Origin of the sequence: Herbaspirillum huttiense (genome assembly GCF_004367745.1) — a bacterium.
Classification (GTDB): domain Bacteria; phylum Pseudomonadota; class Gammaproteobacteria; order Burkholderiales; family Burkholderiaceae_D; genus Herbaspirillum; species Herbaspirillum huttiense.
Genome location: NZ_CP037993.1, coordinates 3,333,311 through 3,358,613 on the forward strand (window position 1 = coordinate 3,333,311; position 25,303 = coordinate 3,358,613).

A 25,303-nucleotide genomic window follows, 5' to 3' on the forward strand; every position below is an offset into this window, starting at 1 on the left:
CGCACACCCACGGCAATCCGATCCACAAGCACGACTTTCTCCTCCGAAAACCGCAGCAACCGTTGATCATGGCGACTAAAAATCCAACACCACGCAGTGCCCGTTCCACTCCCTCCACGCCCCGCGCCACCACTGCCGCCAAGCGCAGCCCGGCCAGCAAGACCGTCACCAAACCCGCCCGCAGCACCGACAAGGATGCGCCCCTGAAGGAAGACATCCGCCTGCTCGGACGCCTGCTGGGCGAAGTCGTGCGGGAACAGGAAGGCGATGAAGTCTTCGAGGTGGTGGAAACCATCCGCCAGACCGCCGTGCGTTTTCGCCGCGAATCCGATGCCAAGGCCGGTGCCGAGCTCGACAAGCTGCTCAAGAAACTGACCCGCGACCAGACCAATTCGGTGGTGCGCGCGTTTTCCTATTTCTCGCACCTGGCCAACATCGCCGAAGACCAGCACCACAACCGCCGCCGTCGCGCGCACCTGCTGGCCGGTTCCGAAGCCCAACCCGGCAGCGTGGCCTATGCACTGTCGCGCCTGGATGATGCCGGTGTCTCGGGCGCACAAGTGCGCAGCTTCCTGAAGGAAGCCCTGGTGTCGCCGGTGCTGACCGCCCACCCGACCGAAGTGCAGCGCAAGTCCATCCTGGATGCCGAGCGCGAGATTGCCCGCCTGGTGGCCGAACGCGACCTGCCGCTGACCCCGCGCGAGCTGCGCCACAACACCGAACTGCTGCGCGCACGCATCGCCACGCTGTGGCAGACGCGCATGCTGCGCTATACCAAGCTGACGGTGGCGGACGAGATCGAGAACGCCCTCTCCTACTACCGCATCACCTTCCTGCGCGAACTGCCGGCGCTGTATGACGACATCGAAGCCGAGATCGACAGCCAGTTCCCCTCGCGCGCCAAGACCCGCGCCGTGGAGCTGCCGCCCTACCTGCAGATGGGCAGCTGGATCGGCGGCGACCGCGACGGCAACCCCAACGTCAATGCCGCCACCATGCAGCATGCGCTGAAGCGCCAGTCCACCACCATCTTCGATTACTACCTCGACGAAGTGCACACGCTGGGGGCCGAGATGTCCATCTCCACCCTGATGGTCGCGGCCAGCCCGGAACTGCTGGCCCTGGCCGATGCCTCGCCGGACCACTCCGAGCACCGCGCCGACGAACCCTACCGCCGTGCCCTCATCGGCATCTACGCGCGCCTGGCCGCCACGGCCCGTTCGCTGGGCGTGGTCAACATCCTGCGCCAGGAAATCGGGGCCGCTGCGCCCTACGCCAGCCCGGCCGAATGCGTGGCCGAACTGGAGGTGCTGGTGGCCTCGCTGCAGGCCCATCACGGTGTCGCGCTGGTCAAGCCGCGCCTGGCAGGATTGAAGCGTGCCGTGGAAATCTTCGGCTTCCACCTGGCCACGCTGGACATGCGCCAGAGCTCCGACGTGCACGAGCGCGTGCTGGCCGAGCTGTTTGCCAAGTCCCAGGTCGAGGCCGACTATGCGGGCCTGACCGAAGAACGCAAGATCGCCCTGCTGCTGGGTGAACTGTCCAGGCCGCGCCTGCTGTATTCGCCCTACCTGCAGTACGCCGACGAAACCAATTCCGAGCTGACCATCCTGCGCGCCGCGCGTGAAATTCGCCGCCGCTATGGCGAACGCGCGATCCGCAACTACATCATCTCGCACACCGAGACCTTGTCCGACCTGCTGGAAGTCTTGCTGCTGCAGAAGGAAACGGGGCTGCTGCACATCGAAGGCAACCAGCTGCACGAGCTGGAGCTGATGGTCATTCCGCTGTTCGAGACCATTCCCGACTTGCGCTGTGCGGCCGAGATCATGCGCGGCTGGCTGACCCTGCCGCAGGTCAAGGGCTTGATCGCCAAGCACGGCAAGCTGCAGGAAGTGATGCTGGGCTATTCGGATTCCAACAAGGATGGCGGCTTCCTCACCTCCAACTGGGAACTCTACAAGGCCGAGAACCAGCTGGTGGAACTGTTCAATGAAGCCGGCGTGAAGCTGCGCCTGTTCCACGGCCGTGGCGGCACCGTCGGCCGTGGCGGCGGTCCGAGCTACCAGGCCATCCTGGCGCAGCCGCCGGGCACGGTCAACGGCCAGATCCGCCTGACCGAGCAAGGTGAAATCATCGCCTCCAAGTTCTCCAATCCGGAAATCGGCCGCCGCAACCTGGAGCTGCTGGTCGCCGCCACCCTGGAAGCGAGCCTGATGCCCGCAGCCACCGATGGCAAGGAAGCCAGGAAGCTGGCCGAATTCGAGCGCGTCATGGAAGAACTGTCGGAGCGTGCCTATCGCGCTTATCGCAACCTGGTGTACGAGACCCCGGGCTTCACCGATTACTTCTTCGCGGCCACGCCCATCGCCGAGATCGCGCAACTGAACATCGGTTCGCGCCCGGCCTCGCGCAAGGCGACCCAGCGAATCGAGGATTTGCGCGCCATTCCCTGGGGCTTCTCGTGGGGCCAATGCCGCCTGCTTTTCCCGGGCTGGTATGGCTTCGGCAGCGCGGTCTCGGGCTGGCTGGAAGAAGCCGGCAATGCCAAGGAGAGCGCAAAGCGTCTGGCCACCCTGCGCGCCATGTGCAAGGAATGGCCGTTCTTCGCCGCCCTGCTGTCGAACATGGACATGGTGCTCTCCAAGACCGACCTCGCCGTGGCCTCGCGCTATGCCGGGCTGGTGGCGGACCGCAAGCTGCGTACCACCATCTTCGGCCGCATCACCGGCGAGCATGAACGTACCAGCAGCGTGCTCTCGGCCATCACCGGCACCAAGGAACGGCTGTCCGGCAATCCTCTGCTGGCGCGCTCGATCAAGAACCGCTTCGCCTATCTCGATCCGCTGAACCACCTGCAGGTCGAGCTGATCAAGCGCCACCGCGCTACGGCTGCAGCGAAGCGTGCGCCGGAAGAACGCGTGCAGCGCGGTATCCACCTCACCATCAACGGGGTGGCCGCCGGCTTGCGCAATACCGGCTGAGCAACGCGTTCGTCTTGCCACTACAAGGGCTGCCCGCCGATGCGGGCGGCCCTTTTTATTGGGCGCTGCACCTGCGATGTCGGCCTGGCAAGATGTCTGAGACGCCCCGTCTCAAGTTCAGCGTTTGCATGCCGATAACAGATGGCTCTTATGACATTTGACGAAGCGACAAGCTGTTGCAGGCGACGCACAGGTGCAGGCGCGCCCTTGTGATGGATCAGATTTTTGCACCGCAAAAACGCATCTTCCCTGCCGCACGACGCTTCGCTTTTGTAAAATACAAGCTGAAGAATTCAAATACATACAGTCGTTGCAATCCGTGAAGCTTATTGCTTCAGCGACCATTTTCCCCGTTGGCGGGAAAGGCCGTCAGGCAACGATTTGGCATCACTACGGGGAATCAGACATCATGCGACATTGGGGAAAACCGCTGGCTGCGTTCTGCATTGCAGCATCGCTGGCCGTGATCGGCTCCTGGGTGCAGGCCGCGCCCAATTCGGCACCGCCGCCACCACTGGAAGCACGCCGCGTCTCGCTCACCAGCGTGGACAGCAAGGGCGGCAAGGCCACCGCGCTCTATGGCGTCTGGATCAAGGCACGCAAGTCGCTTACCACCAAGGGCCCGGCACCGACCGTGATCGCCCTGCATGGCTGCGGCGGCTTGTACAGCATGGTCAAGGATGGCAAGGGGGAATTCACGCCGCGCCACCTGGCGATGGCACGCGTGCTCAGCGACGCCGGCTACAACGTGCTGTTCCCGGACAGCTTCACCCCGCGCGGCCGCCGCTCTACCTGCCAGGACACCGTGGCCCAGCGCGAAGTCAGCGCCATGAACCGCCGCTATGACGTGCAGGCCGCCCTGCACTGGGTGACTTCGCAGCCGGATGTGGATGTGAAGCGCATCGCCCTGCTGGGTTGGTCGCATGGCGCGTCGACCCTGCTGGCCTCGATCAACCTGGCCGAAACCGACGTCGCCGTGCGCAAGATCCAGCCGCGCGCCGCCGTGGCCTTCTATCCGGATTGCCGCCCGTACGCCAAGACCAGCGAGCCCTTCAAACCGGCCGCACCGCTCCTGATCCTGATGGGCGAGAACGATGACTGGACGCCGCCCCAGGCCTGCGAAGCCATCGAAGAGAAGATGAAGGGCAGCGACACCGAGATCGCTCTGCGCCTCTATCCCGATACCTATCACGACTTCGACGCGCCCGGCCTGCCGGTGCACGTGCGCATGGATGTGGCCGGCGTGGGCAAGCGCGGCGAAGGCGTCACCAGCGGCGGCAACCCGGATGCGCGCAGCCAGGCGTATCGCTCCATGCTCAACTTCCTGGACGCCAAGCTGAATTACTGAGGAAACACTGAGGATCCGGGCCGGCCACGCGCCTCCCGGGTTTTGACAGTACCCTTCACCAACGACAATGCCGACCCCTTGCGGGAGCCGGCATTGTCGTTTTTTACATCCTTTTCCTTCACATCGGCCGGAAACCACCGTACTTCGGCGCTCGCCGGCCTGCCCTGTTGGGGCGGATCAGGCCGCTCAGGAGATCAGGTCCTGCATGCCCTCGCCCAGTTCGGCCAGCGGCGGCATGTCCTCGGTGAAGGTGGCCAGGCTCAGCCCCAGCTTGGCGGCCACTTCCGTCGGGAAGGTCGATTCCAGTTCGTCGGCCGAGTACTTGTTTTCTTCGGCTCGGGCGCGCCAGGCAGCCAGGTGGACGACCGCGGCGAAGGGATCGAACTCGCCCTTGAGCGGCTGCGGGAAGGCCTTGATGACCTTGGCGAACTCGTCCGGGAAACGCCAGCGGCGTGCCAGCTCGGCACCCACATCGGCAAAGTCGTAGCCGAAGGACTGGCGCTCCACATCCAGGCGGCGCGCATCCAGGGGACCGGCGACCTTGTCCACCTCCAACGCCTGCTCGGGCATGCCGGCGTGCATCACCAGCTGGCCGATGGCATGCATCAGGCCGACCGTGAAAGCGAAATCGGAATTGAGCTTGACCTGCTTCTGCTTGGCCAGCCACTTGGCGACGATGGCCGTATCGAGGCTGTAGCGCCAGAACAGCTTCAGGTCCACGCCGGGCAGCTTCTTGAAACTGCCAGCCATGCCGGTGCTTACCACCAGCGTACGAACCGTCATGAACCCCAGCATCAGCACCGCATCATCGACGGTGCCGATGGTGCGCGAGACGTGGTAATAGGATGAATTGGCCAGGCGCAGGATCTTCGCGCTCAGGACCTGATCTGCGGCCAGTTTCTTGGCGATCTCTTCAATCGAGACCGATTCGTTGTTGAAACTTTCGATGACTTCCTGCACCACCTTGGGAATACTCGGCAAGGCAGTTTGCTGCTGAAACAGTGCTTCCAAATTCATGCTTCTCTCCTGTAAGACGACCCCCATACATCTCGCTTGAGCGCTTGACAGGACCACCCCGTGGCATGGTGCAGCCGGACGATGCCCCCACGACACCGACCGGTGTCGGCATCATCCTGGCTGCGCCGTGGCTGGCAGCCCTGATCTTCTCCGGAAACCTGCAGAATTTCCCCCGGATCAGTCATCGCACCCTGAGTATAGCGTCAGCAAATGTCAGTAGCCCACGGCTTTTTAGCGTCTCAGCAGAGCTTGCGCAAAAACAACAAGCAAAAATGATGCCACCCGGAAACTTCGCCTGCTTTGATGTCAAGAAAAGCTTTTCCAAACCACCCGCTGGGAACGGATGAAAAAAGCGTGCGACAGGCTGGTGATGAAATGCGAAAAATCCGCGTGCCGCAGCATTTCCGCCTGCATGGCCGTGGCCTGGCGCAGTTGTGCTTGCTATAATCGCCCATTCTCCGGAATTCCCTATATGACAGACCAATTTGCTAAAAAGGGCGAAGCCTGGTCGGCTCGCTTTTCTGAACCCGTCTCCGATCTCGTCAAGCGCTATACCGCATCGGTGTTCTTCGACAACCGCATGGCCCAGGTCGACATCCAGGGCTCGCTGGCGCATGCCGAGATGCTGGCCCACCAGGGCATCATCAGCGCAGCTGACTACGCCGAGATCCAGCGCGGCATGGCCCAGATCAAGGGTGAAATCGAGTCCGGCCAGTTCGAATGGCTGCTGGACCTGGAAGACGTCCACCTGAACATCGAAAAGCGCCTGACCGAACTGGTCGGCGACGCCGGCAAGCGCCTGCACACCGGCCGTTCGCGCAACGACCAGGTGGCCACCGACATCCGCCTCTACATGCGCGGTGCGGTCGACGACATCATCGGCCTGCTGCGCGATCTGCGCCAGGCCCTGCTGGACCTGGCCGAACAGCACGCCGACACCATCCTGCCGGGCTTCACCCACATGCAGGTGGCGCAGCCGATCACCTTCGGCCACCACGTGCTGGCGTATGTCGAGATGTTCGGCCGCGATGCCGAACGCATGATCGACGCCCGCAAGCGCATCAACCGCCTGCCGCTGGGCGCAGCCGCCCTGGCCGGCACCACCTTCCCGATCGACCGCCTGCGCGTGGCCAAGACCCTGGGCTTCGACGACGTGTGCCGCAATTCGCTGGACGCCGTCTCGGACCGTGACTTCGCCATCGAATTCTGCGCCGCCGCTGCCCTGGTGATGACGCACATCTCGCGCATGTCCGAAGAGTTGGTGATCTGGATGAGCCCGCGCGTGGGCTTCATCGACATCGCGGATCGCTTCTGCACCGGCTCGTCCATCATGCCGCAGAAGAAGAACCCGGACGTGCCCGAACTGGCGCGCGGCAAGACCGGCCGCGTCAACGGCCACCTGATCGCCCTGCTGACCCTGATGAAGGGCCAGCCCCTGGCCTACAACAAGGACAACCAGGAAGACAAGGAACCGCTGTTCGACACCGTCGACACGCTCACCGATACCCTGCGCATCTTCGCCGACATGGCGCGCGGCATCAGCGTCAAGCCGGAAGCCATGCGCGCGGCCGCCCTGCAGGGCTACGCCACGGCGACCGACCTGGCCGACTACCTGGTCAAGAAGGGCCTGCCCTTCCGCGACGCCCACGAAGCCGTGGCGCACGCGGTGCGGACCTGCGTGGACAAGGGCTGCGACCTGGCCGACCTGTCGCTGGCCGACCTGCGCGCCTTCTCCGAGCTGATCGGTGACGACGTGTTTGCCGTGTTGACGCTCGAAGGCTCGGTGGCCGCACGTGACCACATCGGCGGCACCGCACCCAACCAGGTGCGTGCAGCCATTGCGCAACTGCGCAAGGAACTGAACTAAGTACCATCTCGCACCACCCTCGTCCGCCGGCCGGACGACATTCGCATGCCGCTGTGGCGCGCCCTACCCGGGCGCGTTGCAGCGGGTTGTAATCGCTGGCGCAGCCTGCCTTTTCGGGTATGCTGTGGCGGCTGTATCGAAAGAGACCACACAACGGTCTTCAGAGGATGGAGCACAAGTCCCGGCCATCCCGGGCGCCTTTTGCATCATCCTCGATGAAGGAATCGCCACATGACGTCGCGTCGCGCTGTTGCGCACGGCGCTCCGTGATGCGGACGATTTCTACAATATCTAACTGAGGAGAGAACTCGATGCAATTCAATACCATGCTCAAGACCATTCCGGCCCTGCTGATCGGTGCCACCCTGTCCTCGGCCGCCCTGGCCGCCGACATCAAGCTGGGCGTGGCCGAAGCCCTGACCGGCCCGGCCGCCAAATATGGCGTGGCCATCAAGAACGGCTTCACGCTGGCTTCCGAAGAAATCAATGCCAAGGGCGGCGTCAACGGCGACAAGCTGGCCCTGGTGATCGAAGACGAACAAGGCAAGAAGGAAGAAGCCATCAACGTCTTCAAGAAACTGATCTTCCAGGACAAGGTACTGGCCGTCTTCGGCCCCACCCTGTCGAACTCGGCCTTCGCGGCCGACCCGATCGCCAACGCCGCCAAGGTCGTGGTGTTCGGCACCAGCAATACCGCTGACGGCATCACTGCCATGGGTCCCTTCACCTTCCGCAATTCCGTGATGGAAGCCGACGTGCTGCCCGTCACCGTCAAGGCGGCCGTGAAGCACTTCGGCATCAAGAAGGTCGCCGTGATCTACGGCAACGACGACGCCTTCACCAAGTCCGGCTATGACGTCTTCAAGGCCACCCTGGAACAGCAGAAGATCCCCGTCACCACCACCGAGGCCTATGCCAAGGGCGACGTCGACTTCAAGGCCCAGCTGACCAAGATAAAGGCCGGCAACCCGGACGCCATCGTCTGCTCCTGCCTGGCTGAAGAAGCCGCCAACATCATCCTGCAAACCCGCGCGCTGGGCATGAAGCAGCCCTTCATCGGCGGCAACGGCCTGAACTCGCCGAAGCTGTTCGAGATCGCCAAGGATGCCGGCGACAACACCCTGATGGGCAGCCCGTGGTCGGCCGAGAACCAGACCCCGGCCAACAAGGCGTTCATTGCCGCCTACAAGGCCAAGTTCGGTTCCGATCCCGACCAGTTCGCCGCGCAAGCCTATGACGCCATGTACATCATGGCCGATGCGATCAAGAGCGTGAAGCTCTCCGGCAACCTGGCCAAGGACCGTGACGCTCTGCGCGCTGCACTGCCGGCAGTCAAGATCGACGGCGCTACCGGCAAGTTCGCCTTCCGTGCAGCTCCGGCGGTGGCAGGCAAGCAGGTCGGCTTCGATGCAGACCAGGAAGCCATCGTCAACATCGCCAAGGGCGGCAAGTTCGTCCTGCTGAAGTAAGCACGCCGTGTGACGCAGGCTGGGTGGCCTGCCGGGCAACCGGCAAGCCACCCGCAAGCGACGCTCACCCGGGCGCAGCCGGCAACAGCCGCCGGCTGCCCGCCTGGGAGGGGATATGAAGCAAATCGCCAGGCCGGAACGGGGAACCACCAACTGCCGCATGACGCGGGCGAGTTGAACCCGGCACTACGACGCAACGAGGGAGGGCCCCGCGCAGCATGCACGGTCGTGCAAATTTGCTGGCGCGGCGCATGGTCTCCCATCACCTATCGCAGGTTCCAATGTTAGAACAACAGCTCATCAATGCCCTTTCGCTGGGCAGCGTGTACGCGCTCTTCGCGCTCGGATTCACGCTGGTCTTCGGCGTACTGGGCGTGATCAATCTTTCGCACGGCGCCATCTTCATGCTGGGCAGCTATGCCGCCCTGCTGCTGGTGGAGCAGATGGCCCTGCCCCTGTGGGTGGCGCTGCTGCTGGCCATGGTGGCCACCGGCACCCTCGGCCTCATCATCGACGTGCTGGTCCTGAAGCCACTGCGCAAACGAAATGCACCCCACCTGATCCCGATGATCGCCACCATTGGCGTGGCCATCATGATCACCAACATCTCGCAGGGCCTCTTCGGTGCCGAGAACAAGCGCTTCCCCCAGGGCACCATCCCTGAAGACAGCGTCAGCCTGGGCAACCTGCACATCACCGCCGTGCAGGTGGCGATCATCGTGATCGCCTTCGTGCTGATGGTGGTGCTGCTGGGCGTGATGCGCAAGACCCAGCTCGGCCGCGCGCTGCGCGCCATCGCCGAGTCGCCCAAGGCGGCTTACCTGCTGGGCATCAACGTCGAAGGCCTGTTCCTGCTGACCTCCTTTGCCGCTGCGGCCCTGGGTGGTGCGGCCGGCGTGCTGGTGGGCGTGTCCTTCAATGCGATCTCGCCCTTCATGGGGCAGCCGATGCTGCACAAGGGCATCGCCGTCATCATCCTGGGCGGCATGGGCGATATCCGTGGCGCCATGATCGGCGGCCTCTTCCTCGGCTTTGCCGAGGTGCTGACGGTGGCCTATATCTCCAGCGACTTCCGCGATGCGGTGGCGTTCGGCCTCCTGTTCCTGATCCTGCTGGTAAAACCCTCCGGCATGTTTGGCAAAGTGCTGGAAAGGAAGGCATAAGATGGGCTTCATGGAATGGTGGGATGGCTTCTGGGCCACCTACAACACGGTCATTTTCAGCATCGGCGTCAACGCCATGCTGGCACTCTCGATCTACGTCACCCTGTCCTGCGGCCTGCTGTCGCTGGCCAATGCGGCCTTCATGGGCATCGGTGCTTACACCGCCTCGCTGTTGACGATGCAGTTCGACATGCCCTTCCCCATCGCGCTGGCCGCCGGCGGCGTGCTGCCCTCGCTGGTGGCGCTGGTGATCGGCATCCCGACGCTGCGCCTCTCCGGTGTCTACCTGGCCATGGCCACGCTGGGCTTTGGCGAAGTGGTCCGCGTGATCGTCCTCAACCTGGAGATCACCGGTGGCCCGATGGGCCTGAACGGCGTGCCGCCGATCACCGAGTGGTGGCACATCGTGCTGCTGCTGGGTGTGACGATCTATGCGCTGGCCCGCCTGCGCCGCTCCAAGACCGGGCGCGCCTTCGAGGCCATCAAGGAAGATGAAGTCGCGGCGCGCCTGATGGGCGTGAACGTGGCCGGCTACAAGCTGCTGGCCTTCGTCATCGGCGCAGCCATTGCGGGTGTGGCCGGTGGCCTCAACGCGCACTTCACCTTCACCATCGGCCCCAACAACTATGGTTTCGAGAACGCGGTCGACATCCTGACCATGGCCGTCTTCGGTGGCACCAGCAACCTGATCGGTCCGATGATCGGCTCGACGATTCTTTCGCTGCTGCCGGAAGTGCTGCGTCATTTCAAGGACTTCCGCCTGGCCATCAATGGTCTGATCCTGATCCTGGTGGTGCTGTACCTGCCCAAGGGCATCTGGGACCCGCGCCGTATCCGCGCCTTCCTGGGCCGCAACGCTGAGAAGAAGGTGAAGTAATGCTTTTACAACTGAACGACATCAGCAAGAACTTCGGCGGCCTGCAAGTGCTGCAGGGTGTGAACTTCAACGTCAAGGAAGGCGAGATCTTCGGCCTGATCGGCCCCAACGGCGCCGGCAAGACCACGGTCTTCAACCTCATCACGGGCCTGCTGCGCGCCTCCTCCGGCAGCATCCGCTTCAATGACGACGACATCGGTGCCGTCGCCCCGCACAAGATCACCGAGCGCGGCATTGCCCGTACCTTCCAGAACATCCGCGTGTTCAAGGAAATGACACTGCTGGAGAACGTGGTGGTCGGCATGCACGAGCACCTGAACTATGGTGTGGCCAGCATGCTCTTCAACCTCGGCGGTTTCCGCAAGGCCGAGCAGGAAGCGCGCGAACGTGCGCTGGAACTGCTGTCCTGGGTGCGCCTGGATCACAAGGCGCACATGCTGGCCGACAGTCTGTCCTATGGCGAGCAGCGCAAGCTGGAGTTCGCGCGTGCGCTGGCGACCAAGCCCAAGCTGCTGTTGCTGGACGAGCCGGTCGCTGGCATGAACCCGGCCGAGAAGACCGAGCTGATGAGCGAGATCGTCAACATCAAGGCGCGCGGTTTCACCATCTTCATGATCGAGCATGACATGCGTTTCGTCATGGGCCTGTGCGAGCGCATCGCGGTGCTGAACTTCGGCAAGATCATCGCCGAGGGCACCCCGGACCAGATCAAGAACAACCAGGAAGTGATCGAGGCCTATCTCGGCAAGGAAGAAGCATGAGCGCCAGCGGCAACAAGCAACCCATTCTGCAGGTCGAGGACCTGGCGGTGGCCTATGGCCACATTGAAGCGGTCAAGGGCATCAGCCTGTCCCTGAACGAAGGCGAGATCACGGCCCTGGTCGGTGCCAATGGCGCCGGCAAGAGCACGTCGCTGCTGGCCATCTCCGGCCTGGTGAAGGCGCAGCGTGGCCGTGTGCTGCTCAACGGGCAGGACCTGCTGCAGATGTCGCCGCACCGCATCGTCGAATCCGGCGTGGTGCAGGTGGCCGAAGGCCGTGCGACGCTGACCACGCTGACCGTCGAAGAGAACCTGGCCCTGGGCGCTTATACGCGCAAGGACAAGGACGGCGTGGCGCGTGATCTGGAGTGGGTGTATTCCCTCTTCCCGGTATTGAAGAACCGTGCGGCCGGACTGGCGGGCAATCTCTCGGGTGGTGAGCAGCAGATGCTGGCCATTGGCCGTGCCCTGATGGCCAAGCCCAAGGTCCTGTTGCTGGATGAACCGTCGATGGGGCTGGCCCCGTTGATCATCCAGGAAATCTTCCGCATCGTGCAGGAGATCAACAAGACCGGCATGACGGTGCTGCTGGTGGAACAGAACGTGCGCCAGGCGCTGCGCATTGCGCAACGCGGCTATGTGCTGGAGACGGGCAAGATCGTGCTGGAGGATAGTGGTGCGAATCTGCTGGGCAATCCGAAGGTGGTGGAGGCTTATCTGGGGGGCTGATGCGCTTGATCTGTTGCATGTGGCGGGGCTGGAGAAAAAATAATAAAAAATTTCTCAATTAGGTGTTGACCATCAGCCTGATAGGCCTTAATATGCAGCCTCTTTCAAGCACAGCAAGTCACCGCTGATGCCAGAAGGCCCACGTGGCGGAATTGGTAGACGCGCATGGTTCAGGTCCATGTGCCGCGAGGTGTGGGGGTTCGAGTCCCTCCGTGGGCACCAGACATAAAAGGTCGGTTGATGAAAATCAACCGGCCTTTTGCGTTTCTTCGGTCAGAAAATAGTGTAATTTTTTGGTGGTTTTCTTCGAAAGTCACTTCTTCAATTTGTTAGGTTTCAGGGGACTTCTTCTCTCTTGAGCGTCGATTTTTTTATTAGTTTTTTTGGAATAAAAAACTTTAAAAAATAGGTGACAACTTAAAAGTTGTCGCTTAGAATGCAGCCTCTTTCAAGCAATGCAGTTTGAACGCATTTGCAGAAGGCCCACGTGGCGGAATTGGTAGACGCGCATGGTTCAGGTCCATGTGCCGCGAGGTGTGGGGGTTCGAGTCCCTCCGTGGGCACCAAAACAAAAAAGGCCGGTTGATGAAAATCAACCGGCCTTTTGCGTTTTGGGGCACACGAGCAAAGCGCCTGCGCGCTTTGCGGGAGGGACGAGAAAGTCCGGCCTTGCACGGCCGGACGGGGTCGCGGGACGTGACCGAGGTCCTCCGTGGGCAGCAAAACATAAAAGGCCGGTTGATGAAAATCAACCGGCCTTTTGCGTTTTGGGGCGTACGAGCAAAGCGCCTTCGCGCTTTGCGGGAGGGACGAGAAAGTCCGGCCTTGCAAGGCCGGACGGGGTCGCGGGACGTGACCGAGGTCCTCCGTGCGCAGCAAAACAAAAAAGGTCGGTTGATGAAAATCAACCGGCCTTTTGCGTTTGGGGCGCACGAGCAAAGCGCCTGCGCGCTTTGCGGGAGGGACGAGAAAGTCCGGCCTTGCAAGGCCGGACGGGGTCGCGGGATGTGACCGAGGTCCTCCGTGGGCAGCAAAACATAAAAGGCCGGTTGATGGAAATCAACCGGCCTTTTGCGTTTGGGGCGCACGAGCAAAGCGCCTGCGCGCTTTGCGGGAGATATGCATAGATACTTTCTAACGAGTTATCTTGTTTAGCCCGGACTATTCCACACGCAAGCTAAGTTTTAGTAACAAGCCTGGCACAACCTTTTTAACAGACTTCGAGCTACCAGAGTCAACAGTATCAATAACCATCAAGTCTTGATAGCAACGAATAATAGTGTTGTTGGCTCTCAGAATGAAGGGTGCTGTCTTATATGAAGTGACATTGACCTTCCAGCCGACACGCTGCATCTCAAAAAAAGAAATTAAGTTCAGATAAACAGCATCATCCATCGGGAGTATGCGCTTCGAAATCAATTCTCCGTTGGGCGCATATGATTCCAGGATCACCTGTGATGGCAGTTCTTTCAAGGGACTCTCTCCATCGCATCCCGGCAATATGAAAAATAAGACCATCAGGAAAACCAATCGGCAAAGAGAATGTTGCATATCGACCGCCTAAAATTTGGAATCGCGTCCCTCGGAGCGAGCCCGAAGAATCTCTGCTTTTATATAGTTGAACTGCGCTGCAGTAGAATCTCGACAGCTATTAGTCAAGGCATTGTAGGGAGCGACATCCAGTTACTCGACGGCTAACTCCATCTCATCTTGTGTCTCGCGGCAGGATCAAGCTCAAAGCGAGTGCAAATTATCAATCTCCAAATCAATACGCCCTGCACCGCGGTCGATTAATGTGCATTCCAACGAGAGGTCTGACCGGCCCTCCTCAGCCGTCCAAAGATCAAAGCGAACAGACCAGGTTGGGCTAGCGGCATTCCTGACTTCAATCGCATCGATACCGGCGAATGCAGTGTCGGGCGGAATAACCAACGTCCGGCCGTATCTCAAGACAGCATCACGCATCAGGTCGGCGGAAAGGCGAATACCACGTGAACGGCGCTGGGCCGCTTCGTAATCACCCGCGACTAGCCATGAAATGAGCTGACGAATCAGAGTGATAAGTCGTTGATCAAACGTGTTCATGTGTTCGCATTCCTGGAAATCCGGGTGGCTGTATCTGCACGATGCTAGCCGGGCAATATTCCGTTTCAGCTACATTTTCTGCGCCTGAGGAACGTCTTCTCAAGATCTGCTCCCGAGGGAGCTTTTAATTCCAGCACGGAAAACACGCGTCATGCCGCTTTTTCGAATCCAGAAGTGACCAACAAGCTGTCCCGATACTGACGCTCACCAAGCTCCTTGGATTGCACACAAAGACTGTGCCGAAGTTCATTGCAATAGTGTAACAGGCGTCTTCAAATGCTTTCGCTTCCGGGTATCAAGGACCTGCCATTGCACGGCGCGCCCACCTGTTTGCACAACACTATTGCTCAGCTCGATACGCACTCAACTTCTCTCGCGTCACCAGCAGAAAACCTATCGACGACGTCACTCACAGAACTGATCAATCATCTTTCCCTTAAGTCTCTATTCCATAAAGATGAAATCACCGAAGGTGACGCTAGCGATAAAAACCCGTCATCCCAGTTTGCGGTAGGCTTGGTCTTCCTCGTTCCCAAAAAATCACGGAGACCATGAAAACCACCCTCACCTTGCTGGCCCTCGTCGCTGGCACGGCAGCCACGGGACAGGCGCTCGCCGCCAACTCACCAGCCAGGCCGTCCGGCTACATCGACCAGCTTGAAATCACCCAGACCGCCGATGCCTTCGGTGGCGCAACGCCAGCCGGTGCGGCCGGCCCCTACCAGTTGATCTCGGGCGTCGTGCACGGCAAGCTCAATCCGCTTCACCCGGACAATGCCAGCATCACCGATCTCGACAAGGCCCCCAGAGACGCCCATGGCTACGTTTCCTACACGACCGACTTCGTGATCCTGCGTCCGAAGTCGGCGACCCAGGCACGTCGCGCGCTCTTCTATGACGTGGCCAATCGTGGCCGCAAGCTGGCCGAGGAATTCTTCATCGGCGGCAAATCCCTGCGCAACGGCCCGGCTCCCGGCGACACCTACCCTTCCCTGCTGCGCGCCGGCTACACCATCGTCTGGAGTGGATGGCAGGGTGACCTGAAGCAATCGGGCGCGGCCATCGACGGCGCACTGGGCACACAATTCCCGGTGGTCACGAACAAGGATGGTTCCGCCATCACCGGTCTGAGCCGCGAAGAATACATCCCCGACTTCCATCAGGGACACAACGAATTCAAACTCTCGTACGCACCTGCCTCCCTGCGCGACAAATCGCAAGTGAGTTTCACCGTGCGCCAGACCTGGCGCAATGCGCAGGGCCAGCAGGACTACCAGGCTCCTTCTGCGCCGGTGACCGACTGGCATTACGAACCCAAGGCGGACGGCAGCGTGAACGTGGTCTTCACTCCGCCCGCTGCAGTCCCCGGCCCCGCAGGCGGGAACGTGCCCGCCGACCAGGGCAGCATCTATAGCTTCGTCTATCCCGCCACCCATCCCAAGGTGATGGCGATCGGCTTTGCCGCGGTCCGCGACCTGGTGAGCTTCCTGCGCGATGCGCCTGCCGATGCCAGCGGCACGGCCAATCCCCTCAACGATATGAAGAACGCCGCCTGCGTCGACCAACAGTCCTGCACGGCGCGAGCCAAGCGCAATGTTGACTTGACTATCGGTGAAGGTATTTCACAGTCGGGCCGCTTCATGCGCGACTTCCTCTACATGGGATTCAACAAGAATGCGCAGGGCAACAAGGTCTTCGACGGCATGATGGCCATCATCCCGGGCGGACGCCGCACCTGGATCAATGAACGCTTTTCCCAGCCAGGCCGCTGGTCCAAGGGCCATGAAGAACACTGGATGCCGGGCGACCAGTTTCCCTTCGCCTACAACGTGATGAAAGATCCCGTCAGTGGCGTCACCGATGGCTTGCTCAAGCGATGCACTGCCAGCGCGACTTGCCCGAAGATCATGCAGATCGATGGCAGCTTTGAATGGTGGGGAGGACGCGGTGCGCTGGTGGTGACCGACGGCGCGGGCAAGGATCTGGTCTTGCCGGGCAACGTGCGCTACTACCTGATCTCAGGCACCCAGCACGCCGGCGGAGCCGGCATCAGGAATGGCGTGGTGAAGCGGAACGGCAAGGACAGCATGTGCCAGTTCCCGGCCAGCCCCGTAACGCAGGCTCCCGTGCTGCGCGCCATGATTCCGGCGATGGAAAGCTGGCTGGCGAAAGACCAGTTGCCGCCACCCTCGCGCTACCCCACGGTGGCCAGCGGCACGGCGGTCACGCCGGACCAGGCCTCGATCGGTTTCCCTGCACTGGACAACGTACTGGTACCACTGGCCGACTCCTCAGGGACAGTCACGCCAACCCCACTGCAGTTGGCCTACAGCGGCATCCACAATCCGCTGGCCGTCACCGATTATCGCAACGCCATCCCGGTCGTGGATGTCACGCGGCCCTACCGCATTCTGGTGCCCAAGGTTGATGCCGATGGCAATGAGCTGGGCGGCATCGCCCAACCGGAAGTGGCAGTACCACTGGCTACTTACACGGGATGGAACCTGCGTGCCGGCGGCCACGCGCAAGGGGAAACCTGTTCTTCGCTGGGCAGCGCAATTCCTTTCGCCGTGAGTGGTGCGAGCAGGAGCAGCAGTGATCCCCGGCCTGCACTCGACCAGCGCTACCATGGCCGGGCAGACTATGCCGCGCAGATCAAGGTCGCTGGCGACAAGTTGGTGCAGGAAGGCTATCTGCTACCACTGGATGCCGAACACCTGTTTGCGGCTCATGCGCAACAGGTGTCGCCGCAATTGATTCCGCAACCCTGAGTGATGTTGCCGGGCCCATGGGCGCAGGCCGGCCCATGGACTGCATGTTCACGTATTCAGGTGAGGCAGCTTTCCGGTAGGCCCTAATACCCCAGACCGCGATCAACACCATTCAGCACAGGCTGCCCGCTGCGTACCCGCTGCACGTTGTCCAGAATCTGTCCGACGATCACCTCAGGCTGCGCACTCGACGCCATATGCGGCGTGACCACCACGCGCGGATGCGACCACAACGCGTTGGATGCGGGCAACGGTTCCTGCGCAAAGACATCCAGCACGGCCCCGCGCAAATGCTGCCGGTCCAGTGCTTCCAGCAAATCCTCCTCCACCAGATGCTCTCCCCGGCCGCAATGCACCAGCGCTGCATCCGGCTTCATCGCCGCAAATACGTCGCGCCCCAGCAGCTTGCGGGTGGCATCGGTCAGCGGCAAGAGGCAGACCACGATATCGGGTGCCTGCAGGAATGCATGAAGCGCATCGTCACCGGCATAGGTCTTCACGCCCTCGATGTGATGTGCCGAACGTGACCAGCCACTGACCGTAAAGCCCTGACCGCGCAACACCCCGGCCAGATGGCTCCCCAGAGCACCCAGCCCCATCAGGCCGACATGGGTCTGATGCGCCGGCTTTTGCGGCGGGATCTTCCACACACGCTGTACCTGCTGCTGCAGCGCCTGGTCCAGCGCGCGGTGGTAATACAGCACGGCCCACAAGACGTACTCGACCATTCCTGCCGCCAGCGCGGGATCAACGATGCGGCACACCGGCACAAGAGGGTGAGCCCGCGCAGCGCCGAGCACATGATCGACTCCGGCTGCAATGGAAGAAATCAGGCGCAGATTGGGCAAGCGCTCGATGACCCCAGCCGGCGGATACCAGCCGGCAACAGCCTCCACATCGTCCGGATCGGGCAGGTCCGGCCACAGCCGCACTTGCAGCTCCGGCATGCGGCGCGCGGCCTCTTCACGAAACACCGCTAGCAGGTCACTGAGGTCATCGGTCGCGCTGCAAATCAACAAGGTCGGCATGGCGTGGCCCTCAGTCGCGATAGGAAGGATCCAGTCGGTCCAGGCGCCGCAGCCATGCTTGCCACAGGATCTGGCGCTCATGTTCGACGCTTTGCAGCTGCTCGCAGGCGTGCTGGCTCAAGTGCGCGGCAATCTCGGTAACCGGTCCGGCCACTGTGGCCATTTGCGCAGCAGCCATCTGAATCTCGCACGCACGATTGAGGTAGAACATGATCGCAAATGCATCGGCCACCGTAGCCCCCACCGATAGAAGTCCATGGTGGCGCAACAGCAAGGCGATGTTGTTGCCCAGCGATTGCTGGATGCGTGTACGTTCATCCAGATCGAAGGCCACGCCCTCATAGGCATGCACGCCGACCCGCTGGTGGAACTCGGTACTGATCTGGTTGAGCTGCAGCAGCCCCTGCTCGCAGGCCGCCACGGCCATGCCGGGCAGCGTGTGGGTATGCAGCACGCAATGGGCATCCTCGCGCGCCATGTGTACGGCGCTGTGGATGGTGAAGCCGGCGACGTTGTAATCAGCCTTGCCCGATACCACGCGACCCTGCAGATCTACCACCAGCAGGTCGCTGGCACGCACTTCATCGAACATCAGCCCGAAGGGATTGATGAGGAAGCGGTCATCCTCCGGTGCGGCATGGGCTGCACGCGGCAACCGTACCGAGAAATGCGTGTAGAGCGTGTCGTCCCAGCCGAACAGCGCGGCCAGCCGATAAGCGGCGGCGAGGTCGCGGCGCAGGATGAGTTCGTCAGTAGTCATCGTCATCTCAAGCGTCCAATCCCATGAAGCGGCGCACGCGCAGCGTCGCGGCGTCGGTAGTCGTTGCCTGGCGGATGTGCTGGGGCGATGCATCCAGCTGGACCAGGCCGTTTTCCATGAACAGCACGCGGTCCGAGATGGTCAGCGCAAAGTCCATCTCATGCGTGACGATCACCATGGTCATGCCCTCCTGGGCCAGATCCTGAATCACCTTCAGGACCTCGCCGACCAGTTCGGGGTCCAGTGCCGAGGTCGGTTCGTCAAACAGCATCACGTCAGGCGACATGGCCAGCGCCCGGGCAATGGCCACCCGTTGCTGCTGGCCGCCGGAGAGCTGGTGCGGGTATTTGTGCTGGTGCGCCAGCAGGCCCACCTTGTCCAGCAGTTGCAGGGCCCGGGTCTGGCGCAGCGCCGGATCGGCCGGCTCGTGATGGTAACGCGGTGCCAGCAATACGTTCTCCAGCACGCTCAGATGAGGGAACAGGTTGAATCCCTGGAACACCATCCCGATGCGGCCGATGCCATGGCGCACCAGCCTGCTGTCGAGCGAGGCATTGGCGCTGATATAGCCTTCACCGAAGAGAATGATCTCGCCCTGGTCGATCTTTTCCAGCGCATTGATGGTGCGGATCAGCGAGGTCTTGCCAGAACCCGAGGGGCCGATGATGGAAATCACCTCGCCCTTGCGTACGCTCAGGTTCACTCCTTTGAGCACCTGATGCGGTCCGTACGCTTTGTGGATGTTGACCAGCTCCAATGCGCTCGGCTGGCCTGCAGCATGACTGGCCGCCGGCGCGACCGGCGAGCTGCCGAGCTGCTTGCGCAAGGCCGCGCAGTCGGCCTCGACCAGGGTTGCGGGACGGCGCTTCTGCAGATCCAGCCGGCGTTCGAACCAAGCCAGCAGCGTGCTGAAGAGCGTCACCAGCAACACGTAATACACGGCCACGCCAAGCAGGGTTTCCATCACCAGGAAATTCTGCGAATACAGCCGCAGGCCCGTCATCAGCAGCTCGGGCAGGGAAATCACCGATACCAGCGAGGTGAGCTTGATGATGGTGACATATTCGTTGATGAGCGTGGGCAAGGCGATCCGGAACGCCTGCGGAATGACGATCAGCCGCATCGTGCCGAACAGGCTCAAGGCCAGCGCACGTCCGGCCTCGCGCTGGCCACGGGCGACCGACTGCAGGCCGCCGCGGTGAATCTCGGCCATGTAGGCGGCCTCAGTGAGCACCATGGCCACCAGCCCGGCAAAGAAAGGATCGCCGACAACAGCGCGGGTCAGCGGAAAAATTTGCGGCAGGTTGAAGACCACCACCACCACGACCAGCAGCGGCAGGCTGCGGAAGAGCCAGATATACAGCCCGGCGGCCCAGTTGATCCAGCGCGTGCCGGAGGTGCGGGCGCAGGCCAGCAAGAAGCCCAGCACCATGCCCAGTACCCACACCAGCGAACCCAGTTCGACCACCGTGAGACACGCGCGCCAGAAGATCCCCATTGAAAAGAGGGACCAGAAATACGACCAATCCAATGCCATGCGAGAGCTCCCGGTGGTTCAAGGTCGACGTTACTTGGCTACCGCCACGGGCTCAAGATCGTATTTCTTGATGAGGGCTGCGTATTCCCCGCTGGCATGGCCTGCTGCCAACGCTTTCTGCAAAGCCTGGTACAGGACGGTATTGCCCTTCTTGACGTAGATGCCCAGCGTCTGCGGATACACCAGTGCCGGCGAACTGATGACGATGCGGCCCTTGCTGCGCTCGGCCAGCATCTTGGCGGCACCGGCGATTTCCATCTGGGCCTGGATGTTCTTCGACAGCAGGGCCTGCGAGGCTTCCGGCGCGGTCGGGAATTCGCTCACGGCCACGGCGGGCTTGCCCTGGGGCACACAGTATTCGGCCGAGAGTTTCTTCAAGGCGTTGACCCAGCTGGTCCCTGCTTGCAGGCCGACCTTGAGACCGCACAGGTCGTTTTCGCTCTTGGGCATGACGCCGCCGTCCTTGGCCACCATGATGGCCGCACCGGTCTTGCCGTAGGCAATGGCATCAGCCTGAGCAGTACGCTCGGGCGTGATGTACATGCCGGAAATGATCGCATCGAACTGACCACCGCCCAGGCCCAGAATCAGGCTGGGGAACTTGGTATCGATGAAGGAAGGCTTGAGCTTCAATTCCCGGCCCAGCATCTCGGCGATGTCCGGATCGAAACCGACGACCTTGTCGCCCTGCCAGGATTCAAAAGGGGGATAGGTGATTTCCATGCCGACCTTGAGCTGGCCGGGGACCATGGTCTGCGCGGACGCTGCTACCGGCAGCAAGGCTGACAGGGCCAGCGTGAGCAGGTTGCGCTTGAACGAAATGCGGCGGGCGGTGTGGGTCATGGCGCGGAACTCCTTCTGTAAGCGGGCTAAAAAAGAAATGTGGACGAGATCTCAATGACCGGCCGTCGTCCGGGGCCGGGTATAACCAAAACTGCCGGGCTTCAATGCATCCGCAGACATCGCCAACTCGCCTGCTTCCACCTTGCGCTTGAGGTAGGTATAGGTCTGCTGAGCCTGCGAATACATGTGTTCTCCGATGGACAGCTCACCGTAACGGGTCGCGTCTTCAGATCCGCTGGCAAATTGCGGCAAGGGGCGGATGCGCGTGTGATAGTCGCAGGCGAAAAACAGCGGGAAGGAATAGCGTTCCTGCTGTACCTTGCGCACGCGGTGCGACGTGGCGGGGAAGGCGCCCGCGGTCATCACTTCGAGCATGTCGCCGATATTGATGACGAAAGCTTCCTCGCCGGCCACCGAACAGGGTGGCGCGTCGATCCAGGCGCCCTGGTCATTCATCACTTCCAGGCCGGGCTGATCGGCCAGCAGCAGGGTGAAGCATTCGTAATCCGTGTGGGCACCGATGCCGGGCGCATCGACCGCTTCCAGGTCGACCGGATAATGAATCAGCCGCAGCTTCGAGGGCGGACAGGTCACCAGGGACTCGAAGGCATCCTCGGGCTGGCCCAGCGCCAGCGCAAAGCCACGGAACAAGGTGCGGCCAAGCGCGAACACCGCCTCGTAATATCGGGAGACGGCCTCCTTGAAACCCGGCAGCTCGGGCCATTTGTTGTTGCCGATCAGGGGCGTGCCGGCCAGTACCAGCGGATGGTCATCCGGCACCTCGAAACCGATGTCGAAGGCTTCCTTGTGATCGGGCCGGCCCTTGGAATAGACCTCTTCGCCCTCGGGCACATAGCCCTTGTGGCCCCAGGCGTCGCCGATGTAATAGCGCATCTTCCACGGCATCGGCTGCGCAAACAGCGCGCGGCTGGCCTCGCGCAGGCCGGCGATCAACTGCGGATCGATCCTGTGGCCGGTGATGTAGAAAAATCCGACCTCGCGCGCCGCCGCTCCCAGCTGGTCGGCAACCGCCTGGCGCTGTGCCGGCTCGTCACCATACAGGCCGCTGATATCGATCACGGGCAAGGCCGTGAAATTGCGCTGTCCGGTATGCATGTTCAAACTCCTGCGGTAGAAGACGACTGCGTTGATGACGAAGAACCGATGCCATGCTGTTGTGACCAGCGTGCAAAATGCGCGCGCTCCTGCTGCGCCATCCAACGATTGAGTTGCCACAGGTCAGCCACGGGGCTGCGGGTATAGGGCAGCAGATGCAGGTAGCCGTCCGGACCGAATTCCGGCGTGAGCGTGCTGATGGCATAACCGCTGGCGTGCTGGAAGGACCAGACCGTCTCCCAGATGCGCTGGTGAAATGCCAGCTCGGGCGCGTATTCGGGTGCGGCCGGATCGGGGACCTGCGGCCCCTGCGCATAGCCCACGCGCGCCTGCACATGGTGGACGCGCTCAAGGAAGGGCGTGAGGTCATCCAGCGGGTCATCCAGCAAGCGCTCGCAGACCACGACCCAGTGGCTGATGTCGGCGGTGTAGCGCAGCCGGGGCAGCTGGCGCACGATGTCCAGTGTGATCCAGGGACTGTAGAGCGAACTGGCGCGATGGGTCTCGAAGCTGCAAGGCACGCCCGCATCATCGGCCAGGGCCTGCGCCCGCCCCAGGAAATCGACTTGTTCCGCCAAGGGCCAGCGGTCGTTGCCGGCCAGCAGGTTCACGAAACGGGGCTGCAGTTCCGCCGCCGCATCGAAGGCGCGCGCCAGGTGCTGCAAATGCACCTCCGGCCGGTCGGCCTGGCGCGGAACGACGTCCACGCCACTGAAGACGATGGCGATGTAATCCAGCGCCTCGGCCTGCAGGCGGTCGCGCAATGCGCGCCGCTCCTGCTGCGCCATCGGCAGGCGCGCTTCCAGGCCGCTGCAGCCGGCCTCGCGCAGTTCGGCCACGCAGCGGCTCCCGGGTTCTTGCATGCCCCAGCCGCTGCGAAAGATCTTCAGCTCCATGGCCGGCCTCTCAGCGGTAGGTCACGCCGGGCAGCACACACAGCATTTCGTAGAGCAGGTTCGCGCCCAGCTGCGAGGTATTGCCGCTCAAGTCATAGGGAGGCGAGACCTCCACCAGATCACAGCCAACAAGGTTCATGCCACGGCAGCCACGCACGATTTCCAGGGCCTGGATGGAAGTCAGCCCGCCCACTTCGGGGGTACCGGTGCCGGGTGCCCAGGCCGGGTCGATGCCGTCGATATCGAAACTCAGGTAGACCGGACCGGCGCCGATCTGGGCGCGTACTTCTTCCATCAGCGGCGCCAGCGAACGATGCCAGCATTGCTCGGCCTGCACCAGGCGGAAACCCTGGTCCACCCCCCACTGGAAGTCGCCGCTGGAGTAGCCCTGCGCACGCTGTCCGATCTGCACCACCCGCTTGCAGTCGAGCAAGCCCTCTTCCACTGCGCGGCGGAAGGTGGTGCCATGGGCGATCTTCTCGCCGAACATGTCGTCATTGGTGTCGGTATGGGCATCGACGTGCACCAGGCCCACCGGGCCGTGCTTGCGTGCAATGGCGCGCAGGATAGGCAAGGTGATGGTGTGGTCGCCGCCGAGCGTGAGCGGAATGACCGGATACGCCATCAACTCCTCATACGCTTCTTCGATGACGCGCACCGATTCGAGCAGGTTGTAGGTATTGATGGCGACATCGCCGATGTCAGCCACCGACAGGGAATCGAAGGGCGCGGCACCGGTGGCCATGTTGTAGGGGCGGATCATCACCGATTCAGCGCGGATCTGGCGCGGACCGAAGCGGGTCCCGGCGCGCAGGGAGGTGCCGATATCGAGCGGCACGCCGATGAAGGCCGCATCCAGTCCCTCGGCGCTGTCCATCGCGGGCAGGCGCATCATGGTCGAACGGCCGGCAAAGCGCGGCATGTCGTTGCCGCTTTGGGGCTGGTGGAAGACTTTGGACATTGCGTATCACCCTTGTTCTTGCAGCAACAGCAGGCTGCGACGAAGCGAATATACAATGGCCGATAGTTATCAAAAGATAGCTGTAATCAAATAATAAGTTGTTAGAATTCGAAACTTATCCCGGGCACTGAACGCACGCCCTCCTCCATGCAAAGACGATTTATCCATGACCCCAGGCATCGATTTCAAGTTGCTGCGCATATTCGCCGCAGTGGTCCGCCACCAGGGATTCGCCCGGGCCCAGCAGGAGCTGAACCTGACGACCTCGGCCATCAGCACCTACATGGCCCAGTTGGAGAGTGATGTCGGCTTTACCGTCTGCCGGCGTGGACGGGGTGGTTTCGCGCTCACGGACAAGGGAGAACTGCTGCTCTCGGAAACGCTGCGTGTGCTGGGGGAGGTGGACAGTTTCGAACGCTATACCCAGTCGCTCAAGGGCGAACTGGGCGGCACGCTGACGATAGGGGTGCTCGACACGACGGTGACCGATCCTTCCCTGCCGATGGCGGAGGCGATCGGGATGTTTTCCAGCAAGTTTCCGGGCATGCACCTGAACCTGCTCATCCGCAGCCCCTACGAACTGCAGAAGGGCTTGCTGGACAATGAACTCGACATCGCGGTGGGCTTTTTCCCCGCCAAGGCCAATGGCCTGATCTATCAGCCGCTCTACCGCGAGCAGCAGTGGCTGTATTGCAGCGACCGGCACCCCTGCTTCCAGCAGCGCAACCTGCGCGCGTCGGCCGTCTCGGAAATGAGCGTGGTCAGCCGCAGTTACTGGAGCCAGACCGAGCTGAGCCGGCACGGTTTCAAGCGCAGCGTGGCCACGGTAGAAAGCATGGAAGCGCAGTTGATCCTGATCCTCTCGGGCCGCTACATCGGCTATCTGCCGGAGCACTATGCGCAGTCTTGGGTGGAGCAAGGACGATTGAAAGTCTTGCTGCCGTCCGAGTTTGGCTACCAGTCGCAGTTTTCCCTGGTGCTACGCCGAGGCCGCAGCCGCGAACTGCCTTTGCAGGCAATGCGCGAACTGCTGCAGACCGGCAAGCGCGGCAGCAAGCGCTAGCAATGCGCCTGCTGCCATCTGTGCAGGGT

At 62.0% G+C, this 25,303-nt stretch carries 21 protein-coding genes and 2 tRNA genes; 13 read left to right on the plus strand and 10 right to left on the minus strand.

All coding sequences use genetic code 11. The features are described 5' to 3' along the window. Positions 1 to 68 precede the first annotated feature (68 nt). Positions 69 to 2,984 carry a phosphoenolpyruvate carboxylase gene (ppc, locus tag E2K99_RS14985; RefSeq protein ID WP_134222746.1) on the plus strand — a complete coding sequence of 972 codons (2,916 nt, stop codon included), beginning with the start codon at positions 69 to 71 and terminating at the stop codon, positions 2,982 to 2,984. Positions 2,985 to 3,393: 409 nt separating this feature from the next. After that, the gene (locus E2K99_RS14990; protein WP_134222747.1) at positions 3,394 to 4,332 is read left to right on the plus strand and encodes a dienelactone hydrolase family protein; all 939 of its coding nucleotides are present in this window, start codon (positions 3,394 to 3,396) and stop codon (positions 4,330 to 4,332) included. Positions 4,333 to 4,518: 186 nt separating this feature from the next. Here E2K99_RS14990 and E2K99_RS14995 read toward each other — a convergent pair whose 3' ends face one another. Next, positions 4,519 to 5,349, minus strand: coding sequence for an HDOD domain-containing protein (locus E2K99_RS14995; protein WP_121041844.1), 831 nt, complete (start codon positions 5,347 to 5,349; stop codon positions 4,519 to 4,521). Between the two features lie 65 nt (positions 5,350 to 5,414). Between E2K99_RS14995 and E2K99_RS15000 the strand changes: the two genes are divergently transcribed. The 9 genes from E2K99_RS15000 (at position 5,415) to E2K99_RS15040 (ending at position 12,780) form a co-directional block, all read left to right on the plus strand. After that, the gene (locus E2K99_RS15000) at positions 5,415 to 5,696 is read left to right on the plus strand and encodes a hypothetical protein (protein ID WP_134222748.1); all 282 of its coding nucleotides are present in this window, start codon (positions 5,415 to 5,417) and stop codon (positions 5,694 to 5,696) included. Between the two features lie 125 nt (positions 5,697 to 5,821). Beyond that, complete coding sequence (gene argH / locus E2K99_RS15005; RefSeq protein WP_134222749.1) at positions 5,822 to 7,216, plus strand: argininosuccinate lyase; 1,395 nt, start codon at positions 5,822 to 5,824, stop codon at positions 7,214 to 7,216. A gap of 311 nt (positions 7,217 to 7,527) precedes the next feature. Further along, complete coding sequence (locus E2K99_RS15010) at positions 7,528 to 8,685, plus strand: ABC transporter substrate-binding protein (protein ID WP_088753397.1); 1,158 nt, start codon at positions 7,528 to 7,530, stop codon at positions 8,683 to 8,685. A 281-nt stretch (positions 8,686 to 8,966) separates the two neighbouring features. Continuing rightward, a complete protein-coding gene (locus tag E2K99_RS15015) occupies positions 8,967 to 9,848 on the plus strand; it encodes a branched-chain amino acid ABC transporter permease (RefSeq protein ID WP_134222750.1) in 882 nt (293 codons plus the stop codon). A gap of 1 nt (position 9,849) precedes the next feature. Further along, positions 9,850 to 10,725, plus strand: coding sequence for a branched-chain amino acid ABC transporter permease (locus E2K99_RS15020; protein ID WP_034335500.1), 876 nt, complete (start codon positions 9,850 to 9,852; stop codon positions 10,723 to 10,725). Next, on the plus strand, positions 10,725 to 11,486 hold the full coding sequence (locus E2K99_RS15025; RefSeq protein ID WP_121041850.1) for an ABC transporter ATP-binding protein: 762 nt from the start codon (positions 10,725 to 10,727) through the stop codon (positions 11,484 to 11,486). The genes E2K99_RS15020 and E2K99_RS15025 overlap by 1 nt, the downstream gene beginning before the upstream one ends. Beyond that, complete coding sequence (locus E2K99_RS15030) at positions 11,483 to 12,214, plus strand: ABC transporter ATP-binding protein (protein WP_088753394.1); 732 nt, start codon at positions 11,483 to 11,485, stop codon at positions 12,212 to 12,214. Before E2K99_RS15025 ends, E2K99_RS15030 begins: the two co-directional genes overlap by 4 nt. Before the next feature lie 137 nt (positions 12,215 to 12,351). Next, a tRNA-Leu gene (locus E2K99_RS15035) sits at positions 12,352 to 12,436 on the plus strand. A 259-nt stretch (positions 12,437 to 12,695) separates the two neighbouring features. Beyond that, positions 12,696 to 12,780: transfer RNA gene (locus E2K99_RS15040), tRNA-Leu, on the plus strand. Between the two features lie 595 nt (positions 12,781 to 13,375). Here the strand turns inward: E2K99_RS15040 and E2K99_RS15045 are convergent. Then, positions 13,376 to 13,687 (minus strand): hypothetical protein, encoded by a 312-nt coding sequence (locus tag E2K99_RS15045; RefSeq protein ID WP_134040251.1) that lies wholly within the window; start codon positions 13,685 to 13,687, stop codon positions 13,376 to 13,378. Positions 13,688 to 13,948: 261 nt separating this feature from the next. Next, positions 13,949 to 14,299, minus strand: a complete 351-nt coding sequence (locus E2K99_RS15050; RefSeq protein ID WP_134222751.1) for a DUF7668 domain-containing protein — start codon at positions 14,297 to 14,299, stop codon at positions 13,949 to 13,951. Positions 14,300 to 14,850: 551 nt separating this feature from the next. Between E2K99_RS15050 and E2K99_RS15055 the strand changes: the two genes are divergently transcribed. Continuing rightward, a complete protein-coding gene (locus E2K99_RS15055) occupies positions 14,851 to 17,070 on the plus strand; it encodes an alpha/beta hydrolase domain-containing protein (protein WP_134222752.1) in 2,220 nt (739 codons plus the stop codon). An 83-nt stretch (positions 17,071 to 17,153) separates the two neighbouring features. Here the strand turns inward: E2K99_RS15055 and E2K99_RS15060 are convergent, their stop codons facing one another. Genes E2K99_RS15060 through speB form a run of 7 tightly spaced genes read right to left on the minus strand, consistent with a single transcriptional unit; the run spans position 17,154 to position 24,211 of the window. Next, positions 17,154 to 18,179, minus strand: coding sequence for a 2-hydroxyacid dehydrogenase (locus E2K99_RS15060; RefSeq protein ID WP_134222753.1), 1,026 nt, complete (start codon positions 18,177 to 18,179; stop codon positions 17,154 to 17,156). Continuing rightward, positions 18,109 to 18,858, minus strand: coding sequence for a class II aldolase/adducin family protein (locus E2K99_RS15065; RefSeq protein WP_134222754.1), 750 nt, complete (start codon positions 18,856 to 18,858; stop codon positions 18,109 to 18,111). Before E2K99_RS15065 ends, E2K99_RS15060 begins: the two co-directional genes overlap by 71 nt. A 7-nt stretch (positions 18,859 to 18,865) precedes the next feature. Then, positions 18,866 to 20,395: an amino acid ABC transporter permease/ATP-binding protein gene (locus E2K99_RS26100; protein WP_134222755.1), complete on the minus strand. Its 1,530-nt coding sequence runs from the start codon at positions 20,393 to 20,395 to the stop codon at positions 18,866 to 18,868. 30 nt (positions 20,396 to 20,425) lie between these two features. Beyond that, complete coding sequence (locus E2K99_RS15075) at positions 20,426 to 21,238, minus strand: transporter substrate-binding domain-containing protein (RefSeq protein WP_134222756.1); 813 nt, start codon at positions 21,236 to 21,238, stop codon at positions 20,426 to 20,428. A gap of 51 nt (positions 21,239 to 21,289) precedes the next feature. Continuing rightward, positions 21,290 to 22,354, minus strand: coding sequence for an isopenicillin N synthase family dioxygenase (locus E2K99_RS15080; RefSeq protein WP_134222757.1), 1,065 nt, complete (start codon positions 22,352 to 22,354; stop codon positions 21,290 to 21,292). 2 nt (positions 22,355 to 22,356) lie between these two features. Beyond that, positions 22,357 to 23,250 carry a sugar phosphate isomerase/epimerase family protein gene (locus E2K99_RS15085; RefSeq protein ID WP_134222758.1) on the minus strand — a complete coding sequence of 298 codons (894 nt, stop codon included), beginning with the start codon at positions 23,248 to 23,250 and terminating at the stop codon, positions 22,357 to 22,359. 10 nt (positions 23,251 to 23,260) lie between these two features. Further along, a complete protein-coding gene (gene speB, locus E2K99_RS15090; protein WP_134222759.1) occupies positions 23,261 to 24,211 on the minus strand; it encodes an agmatinase in 951 nt (316 codons plus the stop codon). 166 nt (positions 24,212 to 24,377) lie between these two features. Between speB and E2K99_RS15095 the strand changes: the two genes are divergently transcribed. Next, positions 24,378 to 25,274 carry a LysR family transcriptional regulator gene (locus tag E2K99_RS15095; RefSeq protein ID WP_134222760.1) on the plus strand — a complete coding sequence of 299 codons (897 nt, stop codon included), beginning with the start codon at positions 24,378 to 24,380 and terminating at the stop codon, positions 25,272 to 25,274. Positions 25,275 to 25,303 lie beyond the last annotated feature (29 nt).